Origin of the sequence: Bifidobacterium pseudolongum subsp. pseudolongum DSM 20099 (genome assembly GCF_000771225.1) — a bacterium.
Taxonomy (GTDB): domain Bacteria; phylum Actinomycetota; class Actinomycetes; order Actinomycetales; family Bifidobacteriaceae; genus Bifidobacterium; species Bifidobacterium pseudolongum.
Map to the genome: position 1 here is coordinate 100,659 of NZ_JDTZ01000003.1, position 24,923 is coordinate 125,581.

The window sequence follows — 24,923 nt, forward strand, 5'->3', positions numbered from 1 at the left end:
GCTATTGATTGCGCTTTGTATGGCTGTTGGTGTCTGGGTATCGGCGCCGACGGTCATGGCGATGACCTGAACGGCGAATTCGTCATGTACCTATCCATACTTCCGCTACGGGTAGTGCCTGTCGGATTACCCTTTCCCTACAATGTGCCATTTTCCAACGATTGTCAGCAGATTTTGTCTGCAAAGGCGCTAACCGTAGCGAAGAGGGCGCTAACCGTAGCGCAGAGGACACTACCCGTAGCGAGAAGGTAAACGCCGTTTCAGTTGGCGGTCGCCACACGCGGCGGTAAGAGATGGCAAGGATTGGGGCGCTTTTTTCTGGCTGGCACCACTCTCAACCACCAGCCGGTGGCACCCTCAAACCACCATAGGTGCGCCGGCACGCGAGCGCTCACTTTGCGTTGATCCGCTGGCGGTTCGCCAAGGCAAGCTCGCCCAGATAACGGTAGATTGGGACGATGTCGAACTTGCTGGGGAACTCAAGCTTCCCCTCGCCGAACGATTCGCTCTCATGTATGTGGCGCGTCGGTGGGATGTCACCGTGGAAAGATATTACGCTAAGAGCAAAACACCTAGATGGCCGGCAATGGTGCACGCCGTAGGTGCTGGCGCCGTTTGCTCCATTCCTGCCGTTGTGGATGCCGTTGCGGCCATATGGTGAGGCGTAGTGGTCACACTCCCAGTTCGTCGCTGTCGAACAGGATCGTCACCGGTCCGTCGTTGGTCAGTGACACACGCATATGCGCGCCGAATCTGCCAGTGTGCACGGGCAGCTCTTCGGCGCGCAACGCGTCGTTGAACCGCAGCCACTGTTCGCGTGCGCGCGCCGGATCCATCGCGCCGGTGAAACTCGGGCGGTTGCCATGCCGCACCTGCGCGTAGAGCGTGAACTGCGGGATGGACAGCACGGCGCCCCCAACGTCGCGAATCGAGCGGTTCATTTTGCCATCTGCATCCGCGAAGACGCGCAGTTTGGCGATTTTTGAGGCGAGCCAAGCCAGGTTCGGTTGCTCGTCGTGTTCGCCGAACCCGACGAGCAGCACGAACCCGCATCCGATGGACTGCGGGGCGAACGAAGTGTCGCGTTCGCCCGTCCGCTCATCAACGACGTCCACACTGGCTCGGCTGACTTTCTGCAATACGATCCTCATGACCCCAATCGTAGGGCCAGAGCGTCACATTCCGGCTTCGGTGAGGTAATCGGGCATCTGGTCCGGGTAGGTGGGCCATGCGCCGGTCTGCGTGCACACGAACGCGGCGGTGTTCACGGCGGCGCGGTGGGCCAGTCCCAGCGAGTCGCCGCACAGCAGACGGCCGGTAAACGTGCCGGAGAACGAGTCGCCAGCGCCCACGGTATCGACGACCTTGACGTGCGGGGTGTTCAGTGTGGAGATCTCGCCGTCGTTCGACATGATCGTGGAGAACGTGGCGCCGCCCGTCAAGATCAGGTAACGTAGGTCGTACTGCTCGATGAACCAGCGGCACGCTTCGTCGTCCGAGGTGTTTTCGATGCCGAACATGCCGCGCAGGAGCAGCAGTTCCTCGTCGTTGATCTTGAACACGTTGGCATAGCCGAGCATCTCTTCGATGAGTTCCTTCGAATACATGTCCCCGCGCAGGTTGATGTCGAAGAAGCGCAGCGCCTCGGGCTTGGTGTGCTTGAGCAGCTCGATGATCGTCTCATGCGATTCGGGGGAGCGCAGAGCGAGCGTGCCGAAGCTCACGGCGTCTGCCTGCTGCACGATGTCGATGAGCTGGTGCGTGTAGGAGATATGGTCCCACGCCACGTTCGGCATGATCGTATATTCCGGGATGCCGTTGCGCAGCGCGACCTCCACGGTGCCGGTGGGCCATGCATTGCGCTGCAGCACCGTGTGGATGCCGGCTTTCTCGGTGGCCATCGCGAGTTCGTCGCCGAGCTCATCTTCGCCCACGGCGCTGATCGAGTAGCTTTCGGCGCCGTTCATCATCGAATGGTAGGCGAAGTTGACGGGGGCGCCGCCTGCGCGCTTTCCGGAGGGGAGCATGTCCCATAGGAGTTCTCCGAGCGAGACGACGATTGGCTTGGTCATGGTGGTCACCTTTCTTGATGGTTGTTGTTGGTTGTTGCGTTGTGCGCAGTCTGTGGGGTGAAGAACCGCGAGGGGTGGTCCAGGATATGCATGATCGCCACGGCGGCGGCGCCTGTCACCGCGGCGTCGGTCGGCAGGTTCGACAGCTCGATCGCGGTCGACTCCACGAGCTCCGGCAGCACCCGTTCGGTCACGACCTCACGGACGCGGTCGAGCAGCGGTCCGCCCGCTTCGGCCACGATGTCGCCGATGACGATGCGCGAGGGGTTGAACGCGTTGCAGATCGTCACGCAGCCGTAGCCCACATAGGTGCCAATGTGTCTGACGAGTTCCCGCGCGCGCCCGTCACCGTGCTCGGCGAGCCGGAATAGCGCGATGCAGGCTTCGTGGTGGGTGAGTGAGGGCGCATCGGGCACGATTGTGCCGTCTTCGTTGAGCAGGTCGTGGATCGCGACGGCCGAACAGTACCGTTCCAGGCAGCCGACATTGCCGCAGTCGCACGGAATGCCATGCACATCGACGCTCACATGGCCGATTTCGGTGGCCGTGCCGAGCGCGCCGTTGATCACGGACCCATGGTCGATCACGCCGAGTCCGATGCCCTCGCCGAGCAGATAGTAGGCGAGGTTCTCGTTGTGCGGCTGTGGGTCGAAGAGGTATTGGGCCAAGGCGCCGGCGCGCGCGTCCTGCTCGATGATCACCGGAATATCGAATGCTTGTTCGAATTCGGCTTTGAAATTGACTTCGCGCCACTGCCGCATCGACGAGACGACCGCGGTATGGCCAACGCTGCGCAAGTACGGCCCGGGCACGGCCATGCCGATCGCCACGATGTTGGTGAACTGCCGCATGATCGCGCGGATGTGCTGCTTCACCGCTTCAATCGCCTCGGCCGGGGTGGGGTAATCGGTCGCCTGGTCCACCCAGACGGCCTGTGCGCTGCCGGCCAGGTCGAACAGGCCGATCTGGATGAGGCTGCGTGCGAATTTGACGCCGAGCACACGGTATTGCCCGGTATTGACTGCCAATCCGATTGATCGGCGGTTGCCTTTGCCTTCGAGTGGCCCGGTTTCGATGATCGCGCCGCTGGAGAGCAGGTGGTTGCTGATCTTGCTCAATGCGGCGGGGGTGAGGTGCAGCGCCTGCGCGATCTGCGCGCGTGAGGCGATGCCATGGTGGTACAGGTATTGCAGCGTGCGCGAACGGTTGTATTCCGAAAGGTTCTGCTGGTCGCCTGCGGTCTGCGTGGTCATGGCACCTCCTTCGGTGGCTCCGTGCACATCTCTGTGTTAACGATGTTTATATATTAACGCTGTTAATCAATGATGCAACACGACACGCCGTTGCGCCACGCAAAACGGGGTACAACGCAAAGCCGTACCCCGTTGCGGAATCCTGAATTCAGGAGTCTTCGATCACTCCGAAAGATGCTCGGTGGAGGCGGAACGGTACCACTCCGGCTTGTCGCCATCGGTGCCGGGCTTGTCGAGGCCGATCGAAGCGCGCATTTCCTCATCCGGGTTGAGCAGCAGCTCCACCACTTCGCTCGCCACGGACTTGCGTGAGACCTCGGTGCCGCGGAAGAGCTCTCCCTTCTCGGTGATCTCGAAGTCCACCTCGTCCTTGTCGGTGAGCCACGCCGGGCGGATGATCGTGTAGTCGAGATCGCTCGCCTCGATCACGTCCGCCGCTTTGCGGTAGTTCACCAGATAGTCGCCCAGGATGTTCGCGTTCCATGCGCCGAACTCACCGGGGACCTCGTTGTAGATGCCGAGCGACGAAATCCAGACCAGACGCTTGATGCCGGCCTTGTCCATCATGTCCACCACGGCCTTGGCCATCGGGATGATGTCGGCGCTGCCGCGTTGTGTGGCCGCCAGATTGGCGTACACCTCGTCGGCGCCGTTGATTGCGTTGAGCACGTCGTCCGCGTTCTTCGCGTCACCCTTGACGATGGTCACGCGCGGGTTGTCCTTGATGTCCGCGCCGAGTTCGTCCTCGCTGTGGATGAACAGTGTCAGTTCAATATCGTCATGGTCGAGCAGCATGCCTTCGGCAATGCGGGCGATGCGGCCGTTTGCTCCAAGTACGGCGATTGTGGTCATAGTCACCTCTGATCGTTCACGCATGCAATGCGTGTGGCGGTGTCTCCGCCGATCCGAGGCCCATCTTAAGCGCGCGCAGCCGCGCATTGGCCAAACCAGCCCCTGGCAAACATGGGAATTGACTGTGCGCGCATCGTCCATCAGTCGATGCGCGCACAGCAGGGCGGGTCACAGATGCTCGATGACGTCGCGGAACGCGAACTGCGCGTGCGCGCTGCCTTCCGCGCGGTGCTTCAGGAACTGTTGCACGTAGCCGATGCGTTCGCGCGAGCTTGCCGCGAGTGGCTCGGGAAGCGCGTCAAGTGAGAACCAGCCGACGGACATGCTTTCGTCGTCGCCTACGACCGGCTCGCTGTTACCGTCCGGCGCCACTTCGCACAGGAACAGATGGTCCATGTACCATGTCTGGTCGCCGTTGGGATAGGTCATGATCTCGTGGCCCGATTTGACGCTCACCAAATCGGTGACGATGACGTCGACGCCCGTCTCCTCCTTCGCTTCGCGCGCGACGGTGTCCGCGGGCTCCTCGCCGGGTTCGTTGATGCCGGTGACGAGCGTCCACTTGCCGTTGTCGGCGCGCTGTTCGAGCAGGATCAGACCGTCATCGCGGCGCACGTAGCCGGTGACACCGATGAGCCACAGCGGCATGTTCCCGATGCGCTCGCGAAGCTCGAGGATGAATCGCGGCGTGCTCATCGCGCGTCCTTTGTGCCCTCGGCGGCCATTTGCGCCATCCACGCCTCGACGTCGTCGATCTGCTTCGGGATGCCCGCCGAGATCCATTCGGGGCCATCCTCGGTCATCAGCACGTCGTCCTCGATGCGGATGCCGATGCCGCGGTACTCCGGCGGGATCATCAGGTCGTCCTCGCGGAAGTAGAGGCCCGGTTCGATCGTGAACACCATGCCCGGTGTGATTTTCGCCCCCTGATACGACTCGTAGCGGGCCTGCGCGCAGTCGTGCACGTCGAGTCCCAGATGATGCGCGACGCCGCATGCGAGCCAACGGCGGTGCTGCTGGCCTTCGGGCGAGAGGCTCTCCTCGACGTCGACCGGCAGAATGCCCCAGTCGTGCAGCCGTTCGGCGATCACACGCATGCACGCGTGATGGATGTCGGAATAGGTCGCGCCCGGCTTGGCCGCATCAAAACCCGCCTGCTGCGAGTCGAGCACCGCCTGGTACAGCTTTTTCTGGAAGTCGGTGAACTTGCCGTTTGTCGGGAATGTGCGCGTGATGTCCGCGGTGTACAGTGAATCGACTTCCACACCGGCGTCGATGAGCAGCAGTTCGCCCGCGTTCACTGTGCCGGTGTTGCGGATCCAGTGCAGGATCGGCGCGTGTGCACCGGACGCGATGATTGTGTCGTAGCCGACCTCGTTGCCTTCTTCGCGGGAAATCGCGTTGAACGCGCCTTCGAGGATGCGTTCGGAACGCGGCTTGCCAAGCGCGCCCGGCAGTTTGCGCAGAATATTGTCGAAGCCATGCTTCGTCGCGTCGACGGCGCGGCGAATCTCGCGCACCTCGAAGTCGTCTTTCTCCATGCGCGCTTCCGATGCGAACTCGTGCAGCTTGTCGTCGCGCACCGTGTTGCCGGCTTCATCGGGGAAGCCATGCTCCTCGCGCAGCTCATTCACCGTCGCGGTGACCTGCGGGTCGGTTTCGCGGATCACACGCAACTGCACGGCGCCGGCTTCGGTGCCGACGTTCTTGCCGAGCATGTCGGCGAGCTGGGCGATGTCATGCGTCTCGATGCCGGTCATCGCCTCGAGCTCCTTCAGTCCCGCGCGCGGGCCCACCCAATATTCGCCGTAATGCGGGTCCTTGAAGAAGTCCTGCGTGTAGTGGTCGGCGCGCGGGGCCACGAACAGCATTGGCGTGTGCGTGCCGTCCGCGTTCGGGTCGAGCACGAGCACGGCGCCCGCCTCGTAGTCCTGCCCAAGGCCGGTGTAATACGAGAATGCGGAATCCGGGCGGAACGCATAGTCGCAGTCGTTGTTGCGCACCTTCGGCTGGCCGGCGGGGATCACGAGACGCTCGCCCGGGAACGCCTCGCTCAGCGACTGCAGGCGCGCGGGGGTGAAGCCCGCGGACTCCAAGCGCGCGGTCTCAGGTTCGTTGTCGTCCCAACCGCTGCTCATGAAGTCCACGAACGCATCGGAACGCGGGCGCAGCGAGCGGTTGTTCACGCGGTCACCCATCGGCTGCTCGTCCCCGGGGGCCGCCGCCTCTTCGCGCGCCTCGTATTCCTTGTCCTGTTCGGTGATCACGTCGTTCATTCCTGCCCTTTCTTCGATGCTTGTGAATATGCAGTACCTGTCATTCAACATCGTAGTAACCATAGGGAATGTGTTCGCGGAACGTAGAGGAGGATATAACTCTGTCAACGCGGAGGGAGCATTGGAGAGGTCTTTGCGCGTCGCGTGCCAAAGGCTAGGATTGAGATATGAGTATCTATGACAGCTGCCCGGAATTGTGTGACGACGCCTACCGCATCCGGTTGATCGACCCCAAAGACGCCGACGATCTGCTCGTCGTGTATGGCGACAGGCTCGCGCTCCCGTTCTTCAACAGCGACAATTGCCACGGCGCGAATTTCTACTGCCGCACATTGCACGACGTACAGGAGAACATCAAGTATTGGCTCATCGAATACCATGAGAACCGCGCGTTCGTCCGTTTCGCAGTGGAATCCGTGGAAACCGGCGATGTGATCGGCACACTGGAAATATTCAAGCGCGAAGCCGACGATTACTACGACGACTGCGGTATCCTGCGCATCGACCTGGGCACGAAGTACGAGCAGGCCGAGGCCATCGAAGACATCCTCAATCTCGTCTCGGTGCCGTTCATGACATGGTTCGGCTGCTCGAAGATCGCGACGAAGGCGCCCATCTACGCGGTCGAACGCCGCGCGGCGCTCGCGAACGCCGGGTATGTCGCAAAGCACCACCCGCTTATCGGCCACGACGGCACGTGTTATTACGACTATTGGGTGATGATGCGCGACTGAAGGACGGCATCGCATTGCGCAATGAGGGGGAGATGTGAGCGTGGGGTCCCATGGCGTGCGTCCACGGCCGCGATTGATAAGAGAGCTCATCATAGTGGACGTTGTTGCTGTGGTTATGGTGGGCATATGGTGGCGGTGGCCAAACCTGCTCAATACATCGCCTGCAAAGGTCAAGATTTCCGCGTCACTGACCATTTGGGGGACAGCTCTGACTGGATTCACAATTCGTATGGCCTACGATGGAATGATAGAGCAGTGTGGCGCACGGGGGAGGCTCAAGATGTTTTGGCAGAAGCGATTGCGGGCGATTCGCGGATTTGTGGCACGGGCCACGGCAATCGCGGGTGCGTGTTTGCTTGTCGGTGCGTGTGGCGTACAGAAAACAGAGCCTGCTCGAGTGGATCCGGCAGATGGTGCCGGTTGGTGACATTGGAATGATGGCGATGTATCAGTCGCCATACTCAGACTCCGAATACAGCACTATGATGCAGACGCAGTGGTTCATGCCATAGCCACGGCAAGTAGTTACAAAGCCCGCGGCATTGCCTGATAATGACCGCGGACGGTGATGTCGAGTTCATTGACATGCGCACCTCGAAAATCACCAAGTCCTCGGAATCTCCACAGGTTTTCGATATAGGCACAGCGAGCTACAGCATCGTGGGGTCCGATGATTATGCATATCTGATCTTCACTCCCCACAGCGGTTCCAAAGACATTGCGAAGATATTCGTATACCGCAAATCCGACTGGAAATTCATACGCACAATCACTGCGCAAGGTACGCTCAACGTTTTACTGGGCAACCGCAAGGAGCTCCACCCGACGGCGTTCGCCGCGAATCCGACGATGAGCTGGGACTGATGCCACGCTGTAGGATCCGGGCAAGTGCGATGGATGATTTGTTGGTGAGTTTTGAGTTCTGAAATCGTTTGACTAGCTGCTTCTTGCGCATATGTTTATCAGACTCGAACAGATTCGAAAATTGACCATTTGGGGGATAGGGCTAGCTAGACATGATATTTATTTCCTGGATTGCTCCAGTCCACCGATGCATATGATGGATCCCGTGAGTCAGACGGCTCTATATCCAGTTGTTGCGTACGCACGCCACAATCGCCTCGGCCATGCGCGCCGTCGTACATCGTCGTTGCCCCCCCTTTTCTCCTTCGACCTCCACTATAGTTTGCGCGGGCGGCGAGCAGTCGAATGTGCGCATAGAATGGACACGGTTCACGTATTTCGAACAAACCGAGGTTTTCATGGCAGATGCACAACCCACCATCCACGACGTCGAACGCGACATCATGGGTCGTCCGAGCGAACGGAACACGACGAATCTGGATCTCAAGCGCATGAAGATGATCCTTGATCTGCTCGGCGATCCGCAGGATTCGTTCCGCATCATCCACATCACCGGCACGAACGGCAAAGGGTCGACGGCGCGCATGGCCGAGGCGATCTGCCGCGCGTACGGCATGCGTACAGGGCTCTACACGTCGCCTCACCTCGAACATGTCAACGAGCGCATCGCGATCGACGGGCAGCGCCTGTCCGACGACGATTTTGTGGAACTGTGGAATCAGGTGAAGGACTTCGTCGCGCTCGTCGACGCGAAGATGGACGCGGAAGGCGCGCCGCGCATGAGCTTCTTCGAGGTGCTCACCGCGATGGCGATCTGGAAGTTCGCCGATGCTCCCGTCGACGTCGCGATTGTCGAAGTCGGTATGGGTGGCCGCTGGGACGCGACGAACGTGCTTGACGCGGACGCGGCGGTCATCGGGCCGATTGACATGGACCATATGGCGTGGCTCGGCGACACGGTCGAGCAGATCGCCGCGGAGAAAGTGGGCATCATCAAGCCGGGATGCACTGCGGTCATCGGCCCCCAACCGCATGAGGATGAGGTCATGCCGATCATCGAGCAGGCGGCCGCGGAGAACCATGCGACGCTCGTACGCGATGGCGTGGAGGCTGAGGTCGTCGCGCGAATGCCGGCTGTGGGTGGGCAGATGGTCACGTTGCGCACGCCGAACGGCACCTACGCGGATGTGCCGCTCGACAAATTCGGCGAGCATCAGGCACACAACGCGCTCGCCGCACTATGCGCGGCGGAGGTCGTCATTCCGGTGACCGGCGCGCTCGACGGCGATCTCGTCGGTGAGGCATTGAGCTCGGTGAAGATCCCTGGACGCATCGAACAGGTGAGGAACTCGCCGACGATCATCATCGACGGCGGCCATAACGTCAACGCGGCCGAGGCGTTGCGCGCGGCGATCGAGGAGAATTACGACTTCACGCAGCTCGTCGCCGTCGTCGCGATGATGGAAGACAAGCAGGTCGAGGAGTATCTGGGCGTGCTCGAGCCGATCGTGTCCGAGATCATCGTCACCGAGAACTCGTGGAAGGACCGCGTGATGCCGGCGGAGCAGCTGGTGGACATCGCGCGTGACGTGTTCGGCCCGGAGCGTGTGACATGCATTCCGGACCTACCCGAGGCGATCCAGGAGGCGGTGAACCGTGTGGACGCCGAGGATGAGCTCGGCGTGGGCTATGGGCACGGTGTGCTGATCTGCGGTAGTTTCGTAACCGCAGGCGACGCGCGCATGCTGCTCAAGGAATCCATTCACCCCGATCTGAAGCTCTCCAAGTCGGAACGTGTGCATCAGCCGGCGGTGACGCCGGAGACGCGCGTTGATGCTGCCGTGGAGGACGCGGCTGAGCGCGAGTACGAATCGGATGCGGACACTGATTTCGATGTCTTCGACGTCAAAGGCATCCTCGGCGCCGATGACGACGCCGCTGAGTAGTCGATAGCGGTGTGCCGCGGCTAGCCACTAGACGCCAACTACCAGCTGCATACCCATGTTCGACAGTTGGTGTCTGAGGCTAGTCACGGACAGCCTTTTTTGGGCGCAATGCTGGTAGTTGGTGTCTAGCGACCAGACACAGGAAGTCGCCATAGCGATGATGGGTGGTTGTTGGTGTCTAAGCGCAGACACCAACAACCACTAAAAAGACATATGTCATGCATAGTCAATGCATGCGTGGAATGCCCGCATCATCAAGTTTTCTGTACAGCAGTTCGCGGTGAATGACGTCGTCGAAGCTGAAGTGCACAATCGTCGTGACGCCATGTTTCCGAAGATAATCGTCGCGTTTGCACTGTTTGTTTACGTGTGTGTTCACCTCGGTCCATGTGTTCCCGTATTTTGCCATGCCATCGTATTCACCCACGACCGTGACGTCTCCCGGAAGAAACCAGATGAAGTCGACGCGCAGGGGAAATTCAGGATTGTCCATATTGGGGAATTGGTATTGCAGGTGAGGCAGCATATACCCACCGGCAATCATCACGGCGCGTGCGCGTGATTCGCCACCATTGTCGCTCAGTGGGTCGGCATAGGTGAGAATACTGGCGATTTTGTTTGCCTCATCGAAGCGCGAGGTCGGAAACTGTGTCAATGACGCCATATCGACGCCGGACTTGGCCGCGGAATCGGCGATAGGGAGCATGCATTCGAAAGGCAGCAGTCTCGCACAATCAAAGAGCGTACGTGTGAGTGAAGTGACACGCACCCCGTTGAGAGTCACCGGCTGCATGTTGGGAACATACAACGTGCGTTTGGTGAATCCGGTCTTCGAAAAGACGCGTATGCCGCTGCGTGATGGCGAGGCTACCGTCAGTTCGTTGTCGGGGTGGATGTCGTATGGCTGTTCAAGATCGAACATGCACACCGCGCTTTCCGCGGCAAACACCCTATCGGGGTAGAGGCGTGCGAGCGTCCTCACCATGGTGCGTTTACGCTTGATGGGATTGAGCCCTTCCCACATTCCCCTCCGGATATACAGACGTGGATGTGGATTGGTGAGCTCACCGCACAAGACGCGACGTGCGAGTTTGCGTCGTTGATTGTCATCTGCCGCTGTTACGCACAGACCGTGCCGTTCGGCTTCGTCAAGAAGACGTTCGATGTCTGAATCCCTGTTCATGCATGCGACGATAGGGATCAATGGCCGCTAGACGCAATCCGCACGGGACTATGTGTACGGAAGGGTGTGTCGCGCTTGGAAAATGGCCGTTTATGCCTGTGTGCCGTACATCAGCATCCGCTATGACCGTGATTGATGTACGTTCGTGTCTACCAGATAGATATGGGCAGCCACTTGATTGATGGTTGGCGGCTGTGGGTGGTGAGCTACCAGACACGGACGGCTACCGATAGTGAGGTATATGGCTGTCGGTGTCTGGTAGGTAGATATGAACGGATGGTATAAGGCTATCTGGCGGCTGACCGTGTCTGGTGGCTAGACACGGTCAGCCATGCCGCAACTGCGGAATGACACAGAGTGGTTACTTGGCAGGGTCCGCCGGCTGCTGTTTGGTAGGAGACGGCTTGGCCGGGGCGGCCTTCGTCTTTTTCTTCGGCTTGAGCGCATGGCGTACGTTCTGCAGCATGCGCAACATGGCGTAGAACGCCTTCTTGATAGGGATATCGCGGCCTGCGGCGATCGTCACGGTGTCGGGGGCGAACTTTGTCTTGAAGTCGTTGAGCGATTTGAGGGAAGGCGCGAAATCGTTGCCGATGCCCATGAGGTCAAGCTTCTCGTACCCCTCCTGGCCCAAGGTGCAGGCCGCGAAGTAGAGCAGTTTGTCCGGCACATGCTGGCGGCGCACCGAGGTGAGCATGGACGCGTAGTAGTATACGGCGCTCTTGCCGTGGGTCGTCATGATGGTCCATGCCACGACCTTGCCGTCGATGCGCGCGGCGAACACGCGGCAATGATCCGGCCCAAGCGCCTTGATCATGTCGGTGTAATCGCTCATGGGTGCGGGTGTGAAGCCGTCGCGCTTGGCGGTCTCGACCATCACCGCGTAGTAATCGGTGAAGTCCTGTGTTGCTTGCGTGGTCTCATCCGCGACCTCGGCCGGGCTCTCACGCAGCGCTTTGCGCACATCGCGCCTGCCTCGCTTCTTCATGCGCGCAAGCAGTGCCTCATCGCCGCCGGTGATGTCAAGCACCACGGTCTCGTTGTACGGCACGGTGGAGAGCACGGGGGAGGTGCCCTTGTCCGTCCACGTATCGATGCGCAGGAACGCCACATGCTTGTCGTGCAGTTTCACAAAGTCGGCGAGCGCCTGGATCACCGCCTGCTCCTGTGCCTCGCTCGGCTTGGTCTTCCATGCCGGGCCGTGCACGGAGCGCAGGTAATGGTAGCCGTGTGTCTCCATGTCGATCAGCGAAATGACCGCCACAAGCGTGTCGTTGTCTCGGATGAGCAGGCTGCCCCACGGTGCGCGCCCGGCCACGCCGGATTGGAAATCAGCCCATACGGCGGTCTGTTCAATCGGCAGGTCGATGCCGTTGGCCGCCGCTTCCTTTTCCAGCGTCTGCGGCGTCACGCGTTCGATCGTAATCATCATGTTCCTTCCGGTTGTCATGCGAAGAGTCGGCGGATGATCTGTTCATCGCCTTCATACGGCACGTGTTTGTTGAGCACTTTGATCCATTGTTCGTCGCCTTTGCCGATGATCAGCAGCACGTCGAATCCTTCGCGCGCCCTTGCCGCGTCGACCGCCATCTGTAAGGCGGTGGGGCGGTCGAGCTCGATGATGCGCTCCACATGCGGGTCGGTCACGTAGTTGTACATCTGCGCGCAGATGTCTTCGAACGGTTCGGTGTCGGAGTCCTCCTGCGTGAGGATGATCGTCTGCACGCGGTGTTGCGCGGCGTCGATGATTTCTTTGCGCCGGTCGATCGCCTTGTTGCCGGCCGATCCGGTGATGAGCGTGATGTGCGGATGCTGGTCGCCGTACCGCTGCTCCACATAGTCGAGCAGCGCGTTCACCGAGGCGTAGTTGTGTGCGTAATCGACGATCGCGAGGGTGTTCGACTGTGAGTCGTGCGTCTCCTCCATACGTCCTGAGATGCGCACATCGCGCATGGAGTCGAGCACGCGCGGGTCGGAGACATCGACGCCCACGGCGTGTGCGAGCGCGATCGCGGCGGCGGCGTTCGCGTAGTTGAAGTCGCCGTTGATCGCGAGCGAAAGATCGCCGAGCGGCTGGCCGCCTGCGCGCATGGCGAACGCAGTGTGCTGCGCGTTCGCCGGCGTGGCGGTGACGTCGGCGGCTGGGTCGGTCAGTGAGAATGTGGTGACGGGGATCTGCGCGAGTGCGGCGTCCTGTTCGATGAGCGGCGCGAAGTCGCCAGGCACGCCGAGCACGAGCGCGTCGGCGTTGGCGACGATCCGGCGTTTGCAATACAGGTAATCCTCGAATGTGGGGTGTTCGATGGGGCTGATGTGGTCGGGGGAGATGTTGAGGAACGCTGCGGCGTCGAAGTTGAGGCCGTAGACGCGGTTGACTTTGTACGCCTGCGACGAGACCTCCATCACCAGGTACTGCATGCCGTACGAGACCGCTTTGCGCATCATGCGGATCGCGTCGAGCGATTCCGGGGTGGTCAGGTCGGACTCGTGGTAGTGCTCGCCGTCGAGGCAGTTGTCGACCGAAGAGAACAGCGCCGCCTTGCCGCCCGAGACGGCGTTGAGGATGGCGTGCGTCAGGTAGGCGGTCGTGGTCTTGCCTTTCGTGCCGGTGATGCCGATGAGCGTGAGCTCGTCCTGCGGATAGTCGTAGAAGGCCTGGGCGAGCAGGCTCAGCGCCTGGCTCGCGTTGTTGACAATCAGTCCGGGGGCCTGCGTGTAGTCACTGTAATCGTGCTCGGCCACGTAGGCGGCCATGCCCAGCTCGTCGGCGTGCTTGAGGTATTCGGGTTTGAACCGGCCCTTGCAGCACATGATCGCACCGTTGACGATGTGCTGGGTGCTGTAGGTGATCGCGGTGAACTCCTTGCCGGAGCCCTCCACGGTGACAGGATTCATCGTCCATTGGTCCGGGGTGATGATCTCCCTGAGCAGATGGTGCTCGTTCAGCAGTATTGCGGCCGATTGCAATGTCAACGTCATGCCATGATCTCCTTGGATTTCCGTAGCGTATGCATTCTAACGCGTGGCAATGAAGTACCCGGCGGCGCTCCACGCTCGCCGTGATGCCGCGGGCGGATCGCGCAGCGGTGCCGTAGAATGGGCAGCGTGAGCGAACAAGACAGCAAAGCCGAAACCATGGAAGAGAAGCGGGCCCGCTTCGAGAAGCTGGCGATGCCCGCGGTGAATGCGCTGTACCGGCAGGCGATGAAATTCACCAACAACCCCGAAGACGCGCAGGACTTGGTGCAAGACACGTTCGAGCGTGGGTTCAAGGCGTTCGACACGTTCAAGCCGGGGTCGAATTTCGAGGCGTGGATGACCACGATCGAACGCAACGCGTTCTTCAACCAATACGCCAAGGCCAAACGCCGGCCGAAACGCGCCAACGATTCGACGGGGGAGTACGACGATTGGGACATCTATGCGGCGTCCGAGCATGCGTCGCAAGGTCTGCGCTCCGCCGAGCAGGAGTATCTCGAGGCCTTCGCCCCCGAAGAGATCATGGCCGCGCTCAACAAGCTGCCCGAGGAACGCCGGCAGGTGTTCATCGACGCCGCGATCGACGGCAAATCGTACCAACAGGTGGCCGATGAGCAGGGCATCAAGATCGGCACGGTGATGAGCCGCCTCAACCGCGCGCGCAACCAGCTCAAGCAGGAGCTCGCGGAGTACGCCGCAGCCCGCGGGTATGGCAAAACGGCACGTGGAAATAAAACCACCGGCAAATCCGTTGAATCTCATAGTGACCGTGAATTGGTCGGTGCTTCGGGAAAGGCGGCGCAATGAGCACGCAACAGCATGGGTTCCCGGACGGCGACATGGATACCGAAAGCGAAGAGATGACCACTGCAAACCATGAGGCGGAAGACGCACAGGATCAGGAGTGTTTCGACCCGCGCACATGTTGCGATGAGCGTGAGAGGCTCATGATCGAGGCGATGCGCGCGTACCTGCGCCCGCAGCAGGCCCCTGAATGCCTGTATGAACGGCTGCGCGTGACGCTTGACGAATGCTGTGGGTCGGCGATCATCCACCATACGGTGATCCACCGCCACAGCGACGCGTGAGCACACCGCGCCGAAGCATGCGAGCAATGTGAAGGCCCCGCAATCATCCGATGATTGCGGGGCCTTCACATTGCTCGCGGCAAGGCGTTGCCGCCCACGGATCAGGCGTTTGGACGCTTGCCGTGATTCGCAGCCTTTTTACGACGAGCCTTACGCTTACGTCCGCGCATACCCATAATGGACTCCTTTTGTAGAACGGTTCTAGCCAATATGCCTACAGGATTATCGCATAGCGCCCAGACGTGCCGCCACGCGCGTTCAGCGCACGACCCCGATGAGCATGTTGGTCGTGGACGATTCGCCCGGCGCGATCGCGATCAGATCGATGCCCGTGTTGAAGGCGTTCGCATACGCCGTCTGCGGTTCAATCGCCACGCCGCACGGGTGGATCGGCTCGGGGAAGCCGCTCGCGTCGCACACTTGGTACGACGTGATCGATTCGTCACCGGTGATGCGCACGCGGATGCCGTCGATACGGGTGAACACGGCGGTGACCGTGCCGCCGGCGTCATGTTCCAGATCGGTCCACGCGTCGTCGATCGGCTGTGCGCTGAGGGCCTTGGGTTCGCGGTAGTCGTATGCGGTGCCGTCCACCGGTTCGGTGCCGGTGGGGATCAGGTTCTGGTTGATCGTCACATGCGTGCGTGCGGGCAGTTCGAGCGTGCACTGCGCGTTGAGCTCGTCGATCGCGTCTCCGTACGCGTCGCCTCCGTTGGCGACCCACGGGTGGATCGCCAACGCCCACGGCGCGTCCTCGCCGCCATGGTTCTGCGCATGCACCTGCACATGCAGGCCGTCCTCATCGAGTTCGTAGGTCACGTGCACAAGCACGTCGAACGGGTAGCCCGCGAGGTTCGGCGTGCGCCAGCAGAGCGTCACGGCCGACGTGGTGAGCCGCTCGAGGGTCCAGAAGTGGCGGTAGCCGTAGCCGTGGATCGCGTTGTTGCGTTCGTGCTCGTCGATCGGCAGCTCGTAGGTCTGCCCTTCGAAGGTGTATTCGCCGCCTTCGATGCGGTTGGGGAACGGCACGAGCAGCTGGCCGCGCATGCAGGTGGGCACGTCGTCGGCGTCGAAAGGCACCACCACGTCGTTGCCTTGCCACGTCAGGCGGCGCAATCCTGCGCCCTGCTGGGTGATGACGGCGGTGTAATCACCGAAAGCGATGGTATATTGTTGGCCCGTGCGGGGGGGAAGCTGGGTGACAGCCATAGATGCATACTCCATTGTCGGTAAGGTGTGTGTGCCGGTGCTGCGCGCCACAACAATGCGCACAGCGCACATCTCCCTATCTTAGCCGCTCATGTGACCGTTCACATGCGATGCGTGTAGGTGGACGGGTCTGTGCGCAACATCACAGGGCACCGCTGGCGCATGACGAGCGCCGTGGTCTACTATTGGGTGCGAACTGCGAAAGGACATCATGACGAAACGCATTGTGTTGGCGAATCCACGCGGATTCTGCGCCGGCGTGGACCGCGCCATCCAGACGGTCGACACGATTCTGCGCACTGCCGGGCCCCGTGCGGATGGCCTGCCGCCGGTGTATGTGCGCCGGCAGATCGTGCACAACAAGCATGTCGTCGAACAGCTCGCCGGCCGTGGCGCTGTGTTCGTCGAGGAGCTCGCCGAGATTCCGGACGCCGCCGCCGAAGCCGGCATTCCGGTCGTGTTCTCCGCGCACGGCGTGTCCCCCGCGGTGCAGCGTGAGGCCGACGCACGCGGATTGAGCATCGTGGACGCGACATGCCCGCTGGTGGGCAAAGTGCACCGCGAAGTATTGCGTTTTGTGCGCGAAGGGTACGAAATCGTCTACATCGGGCACAACGGCCACGACGAGGCCGTCGGCGTGGTGGGGGAGTCACCCGAGCATGTGCACCTGATCGAACACGCCGCCGACGTCGAGCGGCTCGATTTTTCCACAGATACCAAGCTCGTGCTGCTGTCGCAGACGACGCTCAGCGTCGATGAGACGGCGGATGTGATCGCCGCGCTGCAGCGGCGGTTCCCATGGATCGAACTGCCGCCGAGCTCGGACATCTGCTATGCCACGTCGAACCGGCAGGAAGCCGTCAAACTCGTCGCGCAGCAGGCGGATTGCATGGTCGTCGTCGGTTCGGCGAACTCGTCGAACTCGGTGCGCCTGATGGAAGTCGCGAACGAGGCGCTCGGCGCGCGCGGCGAGGCGCACCGCGTCGACGACGCAGCCGAAATGGACCCGGCATGGTTCGCCGGCGTGAGCACGGTGGGCGTGTCTTCGGGCGCCTCCGTGCCCGACGAACTCGTCGCCGGCGTCGTCGAACGGCTGCGGGGACTCGGATTCCACGACGTCAGCACAGTCGAGACGATTCAGGAGAACATGCACTTCGTACTGCCGAAGTCGTTGCGCTCAGTATGATTTCTTCGTCGTGCCGATTGGTGCGACGACTGCGTCGAGCACCTGCACCAGATCGCGCGGATTGACGCCGAGGCTCAGGCCGCGTTTGCCGCCCGACACGAGGATCTCGCTGAACTCCATCGCCGACTCGTCGAGCACGGTCTTATGCTTGGTGCGCTGCCCGAGCGGGGAGATGCCGCCGACGACATAGCCGCTTTCGCGCATCGCGACCTTCGGGTCGGCCATCTCCGCCTTCTTCGCGCCCGCGGCGTGCGCGAGCTCCTTGAGGCTCATATGCCCGTTGACCGGCACGACGCCGATGACGCGTTCGTCGCCGGTGTCCGCCATCAGGGTCTTGAACACCTGCCGCTCGTCATAGCCGAGCTTGCGCGCGGCTTCGAGGCCGTACCCTTCCGTGTCGTCGTTGCTGTGTTCGTATTCGTGGATGATGAACGTGACGCCCGCCTGCTCAAGCTGTGCGATGGCCGGTGTGGCGGCGGCCCTCTGTTTCTTTTTGCCCATGTGTACCAGTGTAGGGCTGCCGTATGGCAACAAAACAGGGCTTCCGCGTGAGCGAAAGCCCTGAAGGGTCAGTGATGGCGCGCGCTAGGCGCGGTCAATCACTCGGAGATCTCGGCGAAGTACTCGAGCGTGCGCACCATGTTCGAGGTGAAGCCGTACTCGTTGTCGTAGAAGGCAACGGTGCGGACCATGGTCACGCCGTCCACTTCGTTGACGTCGGTCTGCGTCGGATCGAAGACGCCACCGTGGGTGTCGCCGACGATGTCGCCGGAGACGATCTCGTCATCGTTGTAGCCGTAGTAGGCGCAATCCTCGAAGGCATCCTTGAACGCGGCGTTGATCTCGTCGACAGTCGCTTCCTTGTCGAGCACGGTGAAGAGCTCGGTGATCGATCCGTCCGGAACCTGCACGCGCTGGGCGTGGCCCTGCAGCTTGCCGTTGACTTCCGGCACGACCTTGCCGATGGCCTTGGCGGCACCGGTCGAATGTGGGATCGTGTTGACGGCAGCGGCGCGCAGTGCACGGCCGCTCTTGTTGCCACGCGGGCCGTCCAGGATCATCTGGGTGCCGGTGTAGGCGTGGATCGTGGTCATGAAGCCGGCCTTGATGCCCCACTTGTCGTTGAGCAGCTTGACCATGGCGGCCATCGAGTTGGTGGTGCAGGAGCCTGCGGAGACGATGTTGTCGGCCTTCTTCAGGATGTCGTGGTTCACGCCGAACACGACGGTCGGGGTGGTCTCGTCCTTGGCCGGGGCGGAGATGAGGACCTTCTTGGCGCCGGCGTCCAGATGGGCCTGGGACTTCTCGGCGGAGGTGTAGAAGCCGGTGCACTCGAGCACGAACTCAACGCCGTCGTTCGCAACCCACTTGAGGTCACGGGCGTCACGCTCGGCGTAGACCGGGTATTCCTTGCCGTCAACGACGATGGCGGAATCGGTGGCCTTGACATCGACCGGGGTGCCGTCGACGTGCTTGAAGACGCCGTGCGTGCTGTCGTACTTGAGCAGGTATGCAAGCGCCTGCGGGGAGGTCAGGTCGTTGATCGCGGTGACCTCGATGTCAGCAGCTTCGCCGCCCTTTTCCTGCAGCTCGAAAATACGACGGAATGCGAGACGACCGATACGACCGAAGCCGTTGATACCAATCTTCACTGTCATGTAATTACTCCCTTGGGGAACAGCCGACGGCCAATGAACGCCCGCCGGCATGGTTAACCAACGTGCCCCATTCTAGTGGCGTTGCTTGACCAAGGCAGCCTCCCTGCGCGTCGAAAAACCGTTGGAATTGGCTGCGAACGGTTGCATTGGATGGTCCGCGTCCCACGCCGTCGGCGGTCATGCGCTGTGAGCGCAACTATCCGCGGGCTGCGAGCGCCGCACTCACGTGGGTGGAGGGCGCGCCGAGCGTATCCGCGGCGGGGGGCGCGCCCACGAGTGTGGGCAGCGGTGCGGCCGCGTCGAACACGACGGTAAGGAGTCCCTCGCGCACACGTATTTCGGCGCTGAGCCCGTCCACGAATTCATTGCTCAGGCCATTGACCTGCAGGTTCGTCATCGTCGCGTCGCGCAGTTCATACGCGAGCCCGCGCTCATCCACGCCGCGCGCCTCGTCGCTGTGTGCGAACACGGAGATGTATTGCGTGCCGTGCACCGGGTGCGCGGGGAACGCGAGCGCGGCGTCGCATACGGCGGTCACGATCTGCTCCGCGCCATGCAGGAACGCGATGCCACCGTGCGCGGCGACGAACGCGAGCTGCTGGACGTTGGATATCGTGTGGTCGATACGGCCGCCCAATCCGCCGTAAATGTGGAACGTGCGTCCGCCGTGCGCCCACCCGATCTTCAGCGCGCTCAGCAGGTCGGGGTCGTCCTTCTGCGGCGGCAGCGCCACGGTCTCGGCGCCGATCGCGCTGCGCGCGCTGTGCACCGAGTCGAAGTCGCCGACCACGGCGTCCACCTGCACGTCGAGCTCGCGCGCGTGGTCGTAGCCGCCGTCCGCGGCGACGACGAATGCGCCGGGCGGCACGTCGATCGGCTCGTGGTAGTACTCGCCGGCCGCGAATACCACGCAGGTGGGCAGGGGTGTGCGCGCCGTCCGTATCGGTGCCATGGCCGCTCCTTAGGGTTGTGTGTTGGCTTGCGCGGTGCATGCTGTGTATTGCGTAAGCCACCGTACCGTATATCCATCTCCATATGGTGCGACGGCGCGCGGCATGTGTGATGACACGCGGCCGGCTGTTGTCGGGGGCTGTGCTATACTCAACAAGGCTTGAGCAATCAAGAAAGTGGGAAACCCACCTGGAAGCCCATTGTGGTTTCGGGTTCAAGGCAACGCCTCCAGCGTGCATGAGGCACGCACCGCATACGGTTCCAGCCGCTGTGCATACGGGCGTCATGCCGTCGCGTGTTGAGCATGCGCACGGTTGCTTGTTGAATCCGATCACGGTGTGCGCCAAGGGAACCGCGCATACAACCATATGAGGATTGGAGTCATCATTAGCGACGAACCACGCATTAACGACGAGATTCGCGTCTCACAGGTGCGTCTTATTGGACCGAACGGCGAACAGGTCGGCGTCATCGCCACCTCGGTGGCCTTGAACCTGGCGAAGGAAGCGAACCTCGATCTCGTCGAGGTGGCACCGAACGCAAAACCTCCGGTCGCCAAGCTCATCGATTACGGTAAGTTCAAGTACAACGAAAAGGTCAAGCAGCGTGAGGCGCGCCGCAACCAAAGCACGGCCGAGATCAAGGAGATCCGCTTCCGCCTGAAGATCGACGACCATGACTTCGAGGTCAAGAAGGGCCATGTGGAGCGCTTCCTCAACGGCGGAGACAAGGTCAAGGTCACGATCATGCTGCGCGGCCGCGAACAATCCCGCCCGATCGGCGGCGTGGAGCTCCTGCAGCGACTCGCCGACGAGGTCGCTCAGTCGGGTTCGATCGAATCCGCGCCGAAGCAAGAGGGGCGCAACATCATCATGACGTTGGCGCCGAAGGGAAAGAAGGTCCACACGCAGTCCGAGCAGCGCCGCCGCGGTGCGGAATCCCGCGCCGAACGCCAGGCGCGTCAGGCCGCCCGCCTCGCCGCGAAGCAAGAGGCCAAGGCACAGGAGGCCGAAGCGGCGAAGGCCGTGGTCGCCGAAGCCACCGAGACTTCCGAAACGAAGAAATAACAAGGAGGGCAGCAATGCCGAAGATGAAGACAAAGACCGCAGCAGCCAAGCGTGTGCGCATCACCGGTTCCGGCAAGGTGATGCATGCCGGCAGCGCCATGCGCCACAACCTCGAGCACAAGTCTGCTCGCAAGCGTCGTGCGCTCAAGCATGACGACGTCCTGTCGACGCCACAGGCAAAGAAGATGAAGGGCCTGCTGGGTCGCTGAACCGCACCGCAGACATTGGTAATACGTTAGAAAGCTGAGGAAATCAAATGGCACGTGTCAAGCGCGCAGTGAACGCACACAAGAAGCGTCGTACCGTACTCGAAAGGGCTTCGGGCTACCGCGGCCAGCGCTCCCGCCTGTACCGCAAGGCGAAGGAACAGCTGCTCCACTCGTTCAACTACAACTACCGCGACCGCAAGGCCCGCAAGGGTGACTTCCGCAAGCTGTGGATCCAGCGCATCAACATCGCCGTCCGCAACGAAGGCATCACCTACAACCGCTTCATCCAGGGCCTGCGCCTCGCCGGCATCGAACTGGACCGCCGCGCCCTCGCCGAGCTGGCCGTGTCCGATCCCGACACGTTCAAGGCCATCGTCGAGCAGGCCAAGGCCGCGCTGCCTGAGGACGTCAACGCTCCGGTTGCCGCCTGAGTCGACTGCACAACACTGATCGCAACGAGCCGAACCCAGCCATGCGCGGGTTCGGCTCTTGCTATTGACGGCCGCACATTGAACACAGCAAAAGGAGCGCGGATGGCACACGGACTGCAGGCGGTGGAATCGCGGTTCCTCACCTACGTCGACGTGGAACGGGGGCTCGCCCATGCGACGGTCGACGCCTATCGGCGCGACCTCGACCGCTACATCAGGTGGCTCGGTGACCATGGCATCGACGACGCGCAACAGATCACCACGCTCCATGTGGAAGCGTTCATGCAGGCTCTGGCCCTCGCGGGGCAAAGCGGTACAAGCCGCGCCCGGCATCTCGCGAGCGTGCACATGTTCCACCGCTTCATGCTGGGCGAGCGCGTGGTGCCGGACGATGTCTCGCAACAGGTGCGCGCCCCGAAGACCGGGTCCAAGTTGCCCGATGTGCTCGACGTGGACGAGGTGACCGCCCTGCTGCAGGCCGCGCAGACCTCCGATCCGCAGGATGCCGCGGGATTGCGCGACAGCGCGCTGTTGGAGTTCATGTACGCCACGGGGTGCCGTGTGAGCGAGGCTGTGGCGGTGAATCTCGACGACGTCGATTTTGACGAATGCGTGGTGCGCCTCATGGGCAAGGGCGGCAAACAGCGGCTTGTGCCGTTTGGTGATTACGCGCGCCGTGCACTGGGGGAGTATCTGCACCACGGCCGGCCGGCCCTTGCGGCCAAGGCGAAAGACGAGCGGGAGATGCGCGCCATGTTCCTCAATTTGCGTGGCAAGCGCCTGTCGCGCCAATCGGTGTGGGAGGTGATCCGTCGCGCCGGCGAACGCGCGCACATCGACCGCCCGCTCCACCCGCACACCTTGCGCCATTCGTTCGCCACGCACCTGATCCAGGGGGGCGCCGATGTGCGCACGGTGCAGGAGCTGTTGGGGCATGCCTCGGTCAAGACGACGCAGATCTACACGCATATCAGCCCCGACAAGCTCATCGAGACCTATATCACCGCTCACCCACGCGCCAAATAGGCGACGCGCTGTGCGGATGAAGCGGTACACTGGAGAACCAATAAGGAAACGGCGCCCCCTCGGTCATCCCGCGGTGCGCATCCGGCGCGCGGCGCGGGTGGGGGCGCCTCAAGGATGTGCACGGACTGATCAAAGAGAGCTGTATGCCTACGGATTTGCTTGGACGAGAATACGAGACCTTTCCGGTGCCTGAGCCTTTGCGGCAGCATGGGCCGGCGCGGGTCATCGCCATGTGCAACCAAAAGGGCGGCGTAGGCAAGACGACGAGCTCGATCAACATAGCAGGCGCGTTGGCCCAATATGGCCGCCGTGTGCTCATCGTGGACTTCGACCCGCAGGGCGCCGCGACCGTGGGGCTCGGCATCAACGCGAACGCGCTCGAGAACACGATCTACACCGCGCTGTTCAACCCCCGCATCGACGTGCATGAGATCATCCAGCACACCAAATTCGACGGGCTCGACATCATCCCCGCGAACATCGACCTGTCCGCGGCGGAAGTGCAGCTCGTCACGGAAGTGGGGCGCGAACAGATCCTCGCAAGCGTGCTGCGGCCGATCATCAACGAATACGACGCGATTTTCATCGACTGCCAGCCGTCCCTTGGCCTGCTCACAGTGAACGCGCTCGCCGCGGCCGATGGCGTGGTCATTCCCGTGGCCGCGGAGTTCTTCGCGTTGCGTGGCGTGGCATTGCTCATGCAGTCCATCGAAAAGGTGCAGTCGCGCATCAACCCCAGCCTTGAGGTGTACGGCGTGCTCGTGACGATGTACACGCACACGCTGCACTGTGACGAAGTGATGCAGCGCATCTACGAGGCGTTCGGAGATAAGGTGTTCCACTCGGTGATCTCGCGTTCGATCAAACTGCCCGACGCCAATGTGGCGGCCGCGCCGATCACGTACTATGCGCACAACCACAAGACCGCGCGCGAATACCGCGAGGTCGCGCGCGAACTCATCGCGAAGGGCATCGTCGCCTGAGCCATCGCGAGCCTGCGCCACCGCATTTCACTATGCGTCCACAATGCGGCCATGACTTATAGTCATATTGACTATAATTGATAGGCTCGCTGTGGAAGCAAGAGTTCAGCATATGTCAAGGAGCCATCATGAACCGGGGCAACGTCAGCGAACGGCGGTGCGATCCGCCGCAAGTAGGCGTGACCTCGGTCATCCTGGCGTTGGAACCGGCGCGCGGGCATGGGCGGCGGCGCCTATGGCTGCCGCTCGTGCGCCGCGTGCGCGAGCCGTTCCTCGGGCAGTGGGCGCTTCCGGGTGGTCCGTTGCGCGCCGACCGGTCGCTCGAACAGTCGGCATACGAGACGCTCGCCTCGACGACCGACCTGCGCCCGCGCTATCTGGAACAGCTGTACACTTTCGGCGACCCCGTGCGCTCGCGTGGGGGAGTGCCGATGGTCTCGGTGTGCTACTGGGCGCTCGTGGGCCAGGCGGATGTGGCGCAGCTTGAACCGCGGCACAACGTGCAGTGGTTCGCCGACGACGACCTGCCGCCGCTCGCGTTCGACCACCGCACGATTGTGGACTATGCGCTGTGGCGCCTGCGCCACCGCATGGACAGCCCACGCGTGGTGCGACAGCTCGTCGGTGAACCGTTCACACTGCGCCAGTTGCACGCGCTGACCGAGGCGATCCGCGGCGAGCGCATCGACGTGGCGAACTACCGGCGCCGCATGCTCGCGTCCGGTTTGCTCGAAGAGACCGGGGGAGTGTCGCGTGAAGGGCGGCAGCGCCCGGCCGCGCTCTACCGGTTCCGGCAGGGCACGCTGGACGATGACGGCACGTCGTGGGTCCCCGCAGGCTGTGAGGGCGAGCGGCTCGAGCGCATAAGCGCCGCGCCCGCAAACGCTCCTGCCGATGATGCGCTCAGCTCACTGACCACCGCTCTGCTTCACGACTGACATTCACCCGCCGTTTCC

At 62.0% G+C, this 24,923-nt stretch carries 26 protein-coding genes; 12 read left to right on the forward strand and 14 right to left on the reverse strand.

The window, feature by feature from the left end; genetic code table 11:
* Positions 1–671: 671 nt before the first annotated feature.
* The 6 genes from dtd to OU02_RS02685 all read right to left on the reverse strand — a co-directional run bounded on the left by dtd (position 672) and on the right by OU02_RS02685 (position 6,453).
* Positions 672–1,151, reverse strand: a complete 480-nt coding sequence (dtd, locus tag OU02_RS02660) for a D-aminoacyl-tRNA deacylase (RefSeq protein WP_033488660.1) — start codon at positions 1,149–1,151, stop codon at positions 672–674.
* A gap of 24 nt (positions 1,152–1,175) precedes the next feature.
* On the reverse strand, positions 1,176–2,072 hold the full coding sequence (locus OU02_RS02665; protein ID WP_033488661.1) for a carbohydrate kinase family protein: 897 nt from the start codon (positions 2,070–2,072) through the stop codon (positions 1,176–1,178).
* 5 nt (positions 2,073–2,077) lie between these two features.
* Positions 2,078–3,325 carry an ROK family protein gene (locus OU02_RS02670; RefSeq protein WP_051918245.1) on the reverse strand — a complete coding sequence of 416 codons (1,248 nt, stop codon included), beginning with the start codon at positions 3,323–3,325 and terminating at the stop codon, positions 2,078–2,080.
* Positions 3,326–3,487: 162 nt separating this feature from the next.
* Positions 3,488–4,177, reverse strand: coding sequence for an NAD(P)H-binding protein (locus OU02_RS02675; protein ID WP_033488662.1), 690 nt, complete (start codon positions 4,175–4,177; stop codon positions 3,488–3,490).
* A gap of 168 nt (positions 4,178–4,345) precedes the next feature.
* Entirely contained in the window at positions 4,346–4,873 is a 528-nt protein-coding gene (locus OU02_RS02680; RefSeq protein ID WP_033488663.1) for an NUDIX hydrolase, read from the reverse strand.
* Positions 4,870–6,453: an aminopeptidase P family protein gene (locus OU02_RS02685; RefSeq protein WP_033488664.1), complete on the reverse strand. Its 1,584-nt coding sequence runs from the start codon at positions 6,451–6,453 to the stop codon at positions 4,870–4,872. Before OU02_RS02685 ends, OU02_RS02680 begins: the two co-directional genes overlap by 4 nt.
* Positions 6,454–6,620: 167 nt before the next feature.
* On the opposite strand from OU02_RS02685, the gene OU02_RS02690 reads away from it, so the two are divergent.
* The 3 genes from OU02_RS02690 to OU02_RS02700 all read left to right on the forward strand — a co-directional run bounded on the left by OU02_RS02690 (position 6,621) and on the right by OU02_RS02700 (position 9,997).
* Positions 6,621–7,187 (forward strand): GNAT family N-acetyltransferase, encoded by a 567-nt coding sequence (locus OU02_RS02690; protein ID WP_033488665.1) that lies wholly within the window; start codon positions 6,621–6,623, stop codon positions 7,185–7,187.
* Between the two features lie 585 nt (positions 7,188–7,772).
* Positions 7,773–8,051, forward strand: a complete 279-nt coding sequence (locus OU02_RS02695) for a hypothetical protein (protein WP_130015276.1) — start codon at positions 7,773–7,775, stop codon at positions 8,049–8,051.
* 398 nt (positions 8,052–8,449) lie between these two features.
* Positions 8,450–9,997, forward strand: coding sequence for a bifunctional folylpolyglutamate synthase/dihydrofolate synthase (locus tag OU02_RS02700; RefSeq protein WP_033488667.1), 1,548 nt, complete (start codon positions 8,450–8,452; stop codon positions 9,995–9,997).
* A gap of 226 nt (positions 9,998–10,223) precedes the next feature.
* On the opposite strand, the gene OU02_RS02705 is transcribed toward OU02_RS02700, so the two are convergent.
* From OU02_RS02705 to OU02_RS02715, 3 genes are all read right to left on the reverse strand, one after another.
* Entirely contained in the window at positions 10,224–11,180 is a 957-nt protein-coding gene (locus OU02_RS02705; protein ID WP_033488668.1) for a hypothetical protein, read from the reverse strand.
* 361 nt (positions 11,181–11,541) lie between these two features.
* Positions 11,542–12,609 (reverse strand): lipid II:glycine glycyltransferase FemX, encoded by a 1,068-nt coding sequence (locus OU02_RS02710; protein WP_080720493.1) that lies wholly within the window; start codon positions 12,607–12,609, stop codon positions 11,542–11,544.
* 17 nt (positions 12,610–12,626) lie between these two features.
* Positions 12,627–14,159, reverse strand: a complete 1,533-nt coding sequence (locus OU02_RS02715) for a UDP-N-acetylmuramoyl-L-alanyl-D-glutamate--2,6-diaminopimelate ligase (RefSeq protein WP_033488669.1) — start codon at positions 14,157–14,159, stop codon at positions 12,627–12,629.
* Positions 14,160–14,276: 117 nt separating this feature from the next.
* Here OU02_RS02715 and OU02_RS02720 point away from each other — a divergent pair, with 117 nt between their 5' ends.
* Both OU02_RS02720 and OU02_RS02725 read left to right on the forward strand, forming a co-directional pair.
* The gene (locus OU02_RS02720) at positions 14,277–14,966 is read left to right on the forward strand and encodes a sigma-70 family RNA polymerase sigma factor (protein WP_022857994.1); all 690 of its coding nucleotides are present in this window, start codon (positions 14,277–14,279) and stop codon (positions 14,964–14,966) included.
* Between the two features lie 53 nt (positions 14,967–15,019).
* Complete coding sequence (locus OU02_RS02725) at positions 15,020–15,247, forward strand: hypothetical protein (RefSeq protein WP_225532123.1); 228 nt, start codon at positions 15,020–15,022, stop codon at positions 15,245–15,247.
* A 101-nt stretch (positions 15,248–15,348) separates the two neighbouring features.
* Here OU02_RS02725 and OU02_RS09200 read toward each other — a convergent pair whose 3' ends face one another.
* Both OU02_RS09200 and OU02_RS02730 read right to left on the reverse strand, forming a co-directional pair.
* Complete coding sequence (locus OU02_RS09200; RefSeq protein WP_369803150.1) at positions 15,349–15,423, reverse strand: 50S ribosomal protein bL37; 75 nt, start codon at positions 15,421–15,423, stop codon at positions 15,349–15,351.
* 82 nt (positions 15,424–15,505) lie between these two features.
* Positions 15,506–16,456 carry an aldose 1-epimerase family protein gene (locus tag OU02_RS02730; RefSeq protein WP_033488670.1) on the reverse strand — a complete coding sequence of 317 codons (951 nt, stop codon included), beginning with the start codon at positions 16,454–16,456 and terminating at the stop codon, positions 15,506–15,508.
* 211 nt (positions 16,457–16,667) lie between these two features.
* Between OU02_RS02730 and OU02_RS02735 the strand changes: the two genes are divergently transcribed.
* Positions 16,668–17,642, forward strand: coding sequence for a 4-hydroxy-3-methylbut-2-enyl diphosphate reductase (locus tag OU02_RS02735; protein ID WP_033488671.1), 975 nt, complete (start codon positions 16,668–16,670; stop codon positions 17,640–17,642).
* On the opposite strand, the gene ybaK is transcribed toward OU02_RS02735, so the two are convergent.
* From ybaK to OU02_RS02750, 3 genes are all read right to left on the reverse strand, one after another.
* Entirely contained in the window at positions 17,634–18,143 is a 510-nt protein-coding gene (ybaK, locus tag OU02_RS02740) for a Cys-tRNA(Pro) deacylase (RefSeq protein WP_033488672.1), read from the reverse strand. The two genes, OU02_RS02735 and ybaK, sit on opposite strands and share 9 nt — an antisense overlap.
* A gap of 98 nt (positions 18,144–18,241) precedes the next feature.
* Entirely contained in the window at positions 18,242–19,300 is a 1,059-nt protein-coding gene (gap, locus tag OU02_RS02745; RefSeq protein WP_033488673.1) for a type I glyceraldehyde-3-phosphate dehydrogenase, read from the reverse strand.
* A gap of 196 nt (positions 19,301–19,496) precedes the next feature.
* A complete protein-coding gene (locus tag OU02_RS02750) occupies positions 19,497–20,252 on the reverse strand; it encodes a thiamine diphosphokinase (RefSeq protein WP_051918243.1) in 756 nt (251 codons plus the stop codon).
* A 367-nt stretch (positions 20,253–20,619) separates the two neighbouring features.
* Between OU02_RS02750 and infC the strand changes: the two genes are divergently transcribed.
* The 6 genes from infC (at position 20,620) to OU02_RS02780 (ending at position 24,905) form a co-directional block, all read left to right on the forward strand.
* Positions 20,620–21,318: a translation initiation factor IF-3 gene (gene infC / locus OU02_RS02755; RefSeq protein ID WP_033488896.1), complete on the forward strand. Its 699-nt coding sequence runs from the start codon at positions 20,620–20,622 to the stop codon at positions 21,316–21,318.
* A gap of 14 nt (positions 21,319–21,332) precedes the next feature.
* The gene (rpmI, locus tag OU02_RS02760; RefSeq protein WP_033488674.1) at positions 21,333–21,527 is read left to right on the forward strand and encodes a 50S ribosomal protein L35; all 195 of its coding nucleotides are present in this window, start codon (positions 21,333–21,335) and stop codon (positions 21,525–21,527) included.
* 47 nt (positions 21,528–21,574) lie between these two features.
* Complete coding sequence (gene rplT / locus OU02_RS02765) at positions 21,575–21,958, forward strand: 50S ribosomal protein L20 (protein WP_022857986.1); 384 nt, start codon at positions 21,575–21,577, stop codon at positions 21,956–21,958.
* Between the two features lie 102 nt (positions 21,959–22,060).
* Complete coding sequence (gene xerD, locus OU02_RS02770) at positions 22,061–22,984, forward strand: site-specific tyrosine recombinase XerD (protein ID WP_033488675.1); 924 nt, start codon at positions 22,061–22,063, stop codon at positions 22,982–22,984.
* A gap of 143 nt (positions 22,985–23,127) precedes the next feature.
* A complete protein-coding gene (locus tag OU02_RS02775) occupies positions 23,128–23,967 on the forward strand; it encodes a ParA family protein (protein WP_033488676.1) in 840 nt (279 codons plus the stop codon).
* A 128-nt stretch (positions 23,968–24,095) separates the two neighbouring features.
* On the forward strand, positions 24,096–24,905 hold the full coding sequence (locus OU02_RS02780) for an NUDIX hydrolase (RefSeq protein WP_033488677.1): 810 nt from the start codon (positions 24,096–24,098) through the stop codon (positions 24,903–24,905).
* Positions 24,906–24,923 lie beyond the last annotated feature (18 nt).

What these genes read in the sequence shown, in the direction of transcription:
- OU02_RS02675 (WP_033488662.1), bottom strand. Translation starts at nt 4,177, where the DNA reads ATGACCACAATCGCCGTACTTGGAGCAAACGGCCGCATCGCCCGCATT.
- OU02_RS02685 (WP_033488664.1), bottom strand. Translation starts at nt 6,453, where the DNA reads ATGAACGACGTGATCACCGAACAGGACAAGGAATACGAGGCGCGCGAA.
- OU02_RS02665 (WP_033488661.1), bottom strand. Translation starts at nt 2,072, where the DNA reads ATGACCAAGCCAATCGTCGTCTCGCTCGGAGAACTCCTATGGGACATG.
- OU02_RS02670 (WP_051918245.1), bottom strand. Translation starts at nt 3,325, where the DNA reads ATGACCACGCAGACCGCAGGCGACCAGCAGAACCTTTCGGAATACAAC.
- OU02_RS02680 (WP_033488663.1), bottom strand. Translation starts at nt 4,873, where the DNA reads ATGAGCACGCCGCGATTCATCCTCGAGCTTCGCGAGCGCATCGGGAAC.
- gap (WP_033488673.1), bottom strand. Translation starts at nt 19,300, where the DNA reads ATGACAGTGAAGATTGGTATCAACGGCTTCGGTCGTATCGGTCGTCTC.
- OU02_RS02700 (WP_033488667.1), top strand. Translation starts at nt 8,450, where the DNA reads ATGGCAGATGCACAACCCACCATCCACGACGTCGAACGCGACATCATG.
- infC (WP_033488896.1), top strand. Translation starts at nt 20,620, where the DNA reads ATGAGGATTGGAGTCATCATTAGCGACGAACCACGCATTAACGACGAG.
- OU02_RS02750 (WP_051918243.1), bottom strand. Translation starts at nt 20,252, where the DNA reads ATGGCACCGATACGGACGGCGCGCACACCCCTGCCCACCTGCGTGGTA.
- xerD (WP_033488675.1), top strand. Translation starts at nt 22,061, where the DNA reads ATGGCACACGGACTGCAGGCGGTGGAATCGCGGTTCCTCACCTACGTC.
- OU02_RS02715 (WP_033488669.1), bottom strand. Translation starts at nt 14,159, where the DNA reads ATGACGTTGACATTGCAATCGGCCGCAATACTGCTGAACGAGCACCAT.
- OU02_RS02695 (WP_130015276.1), top strand. Translation starts at nt 7,773, where the DNA reads ATGCGCACCTCGAAAATCACCAAGTCCTCGGAATCTCCACAGGTTTTC.
- dtd (WP_033488660.1), bottom strand. Translation starts at nt 1,151, where the DNA reads ATGAGGATCGTATTGCAGAAAGTCAGCCGAGCCAGTGTGGACGTCGTT.
- OU02_RS02780 (WP_033488677.1), top strand. Translation starts at nt 24,096, where the DNA reads ATGAACCGGGGCAACGTCAGCGAACGGCGGTGCGATCCGCCGCAAGTA.
- OU02_RS02720 (WP_022857994.1), top strand. Translation starts at nt 14,277, where the DNA reads ATGGGCAGCGTGAGCGAACAAGACAGCAAAGCCGAAACCATGGAAGAG.
- OU02_RS02705 (WP_033488668.1), bottom strand. Translation starts at nt 11,180, where the DNA reads ATGAACAGGGATTCAGACATCGAACGTCTTCTTGACGAAGCCGAACGG.
- ybaK (WP_033488672.1), bottom strand. Translation starts at nt 18,143, where the DNA reads ATGGGCAAAAAGAAACAGAGGGCCGCCGCCACACCGGCCATCGCACAG.
- rpmI (WP_033488674.1), top strand. Translation starts at nt 21,333, where the DNA reads ATGCCGAAGATGAAGACAAAGACCGCAGCAGCCAAGCGTGTGCGCATC.
- OU02_RS02690 (WP_033488665.1), top strand. Translation starts at nt 6,621, where the DNA reads ATGAGTATCTATGACAGCTGCCCGGAATTGTGTGACGACGCCTACCGC.
- OU02_RS02710 (WP_080720493.1), bottom strand. Translation starts at nt 12,609, where the DNA reads ATGATTACGATCGAACGCGTGACGCCGCAGACGCTGGAAAAGGAAGCG.
- OU02_RS02730 (WP_033488670.1), bottom strand. Translation starts at nt 16,456, where the DNA reads ATGGCTGTCACCCAGCTTCCCCCCCGCACGGGCCAACAATATACCATC.
- rplT (WP_022857986.1), top strand. Translation starts at nt 21,575, where the DNA reads ATGGCACGTGTCAAGCGCGCAGTGAACGCACACAAGAAGCGTCGTACC.
- OU02_RS02725 (WP_225532123.1), top strand. Translation starts at nt 15,020, where the DNA reads ATGACCACTGCAAACCATGAGGCGGAAGACGCACAGGATCAGGAGTGT.
- OU02_RS02775 (WP_033488676.1), top strand. Translation starts at nt 23,128, where the DNA reads ATGCCTACGGATTTGCTTGGACGAGAATACGAGACCTTTCCGGTGCCT.
- OU02_RS02735 (WP_033488671.1), top strand. Translation starts at nt 16,668, where the DNA reads ATGACGAAACGCATTGTGTTGGCGAATCCACGCGGATTCTGCGCCGGC.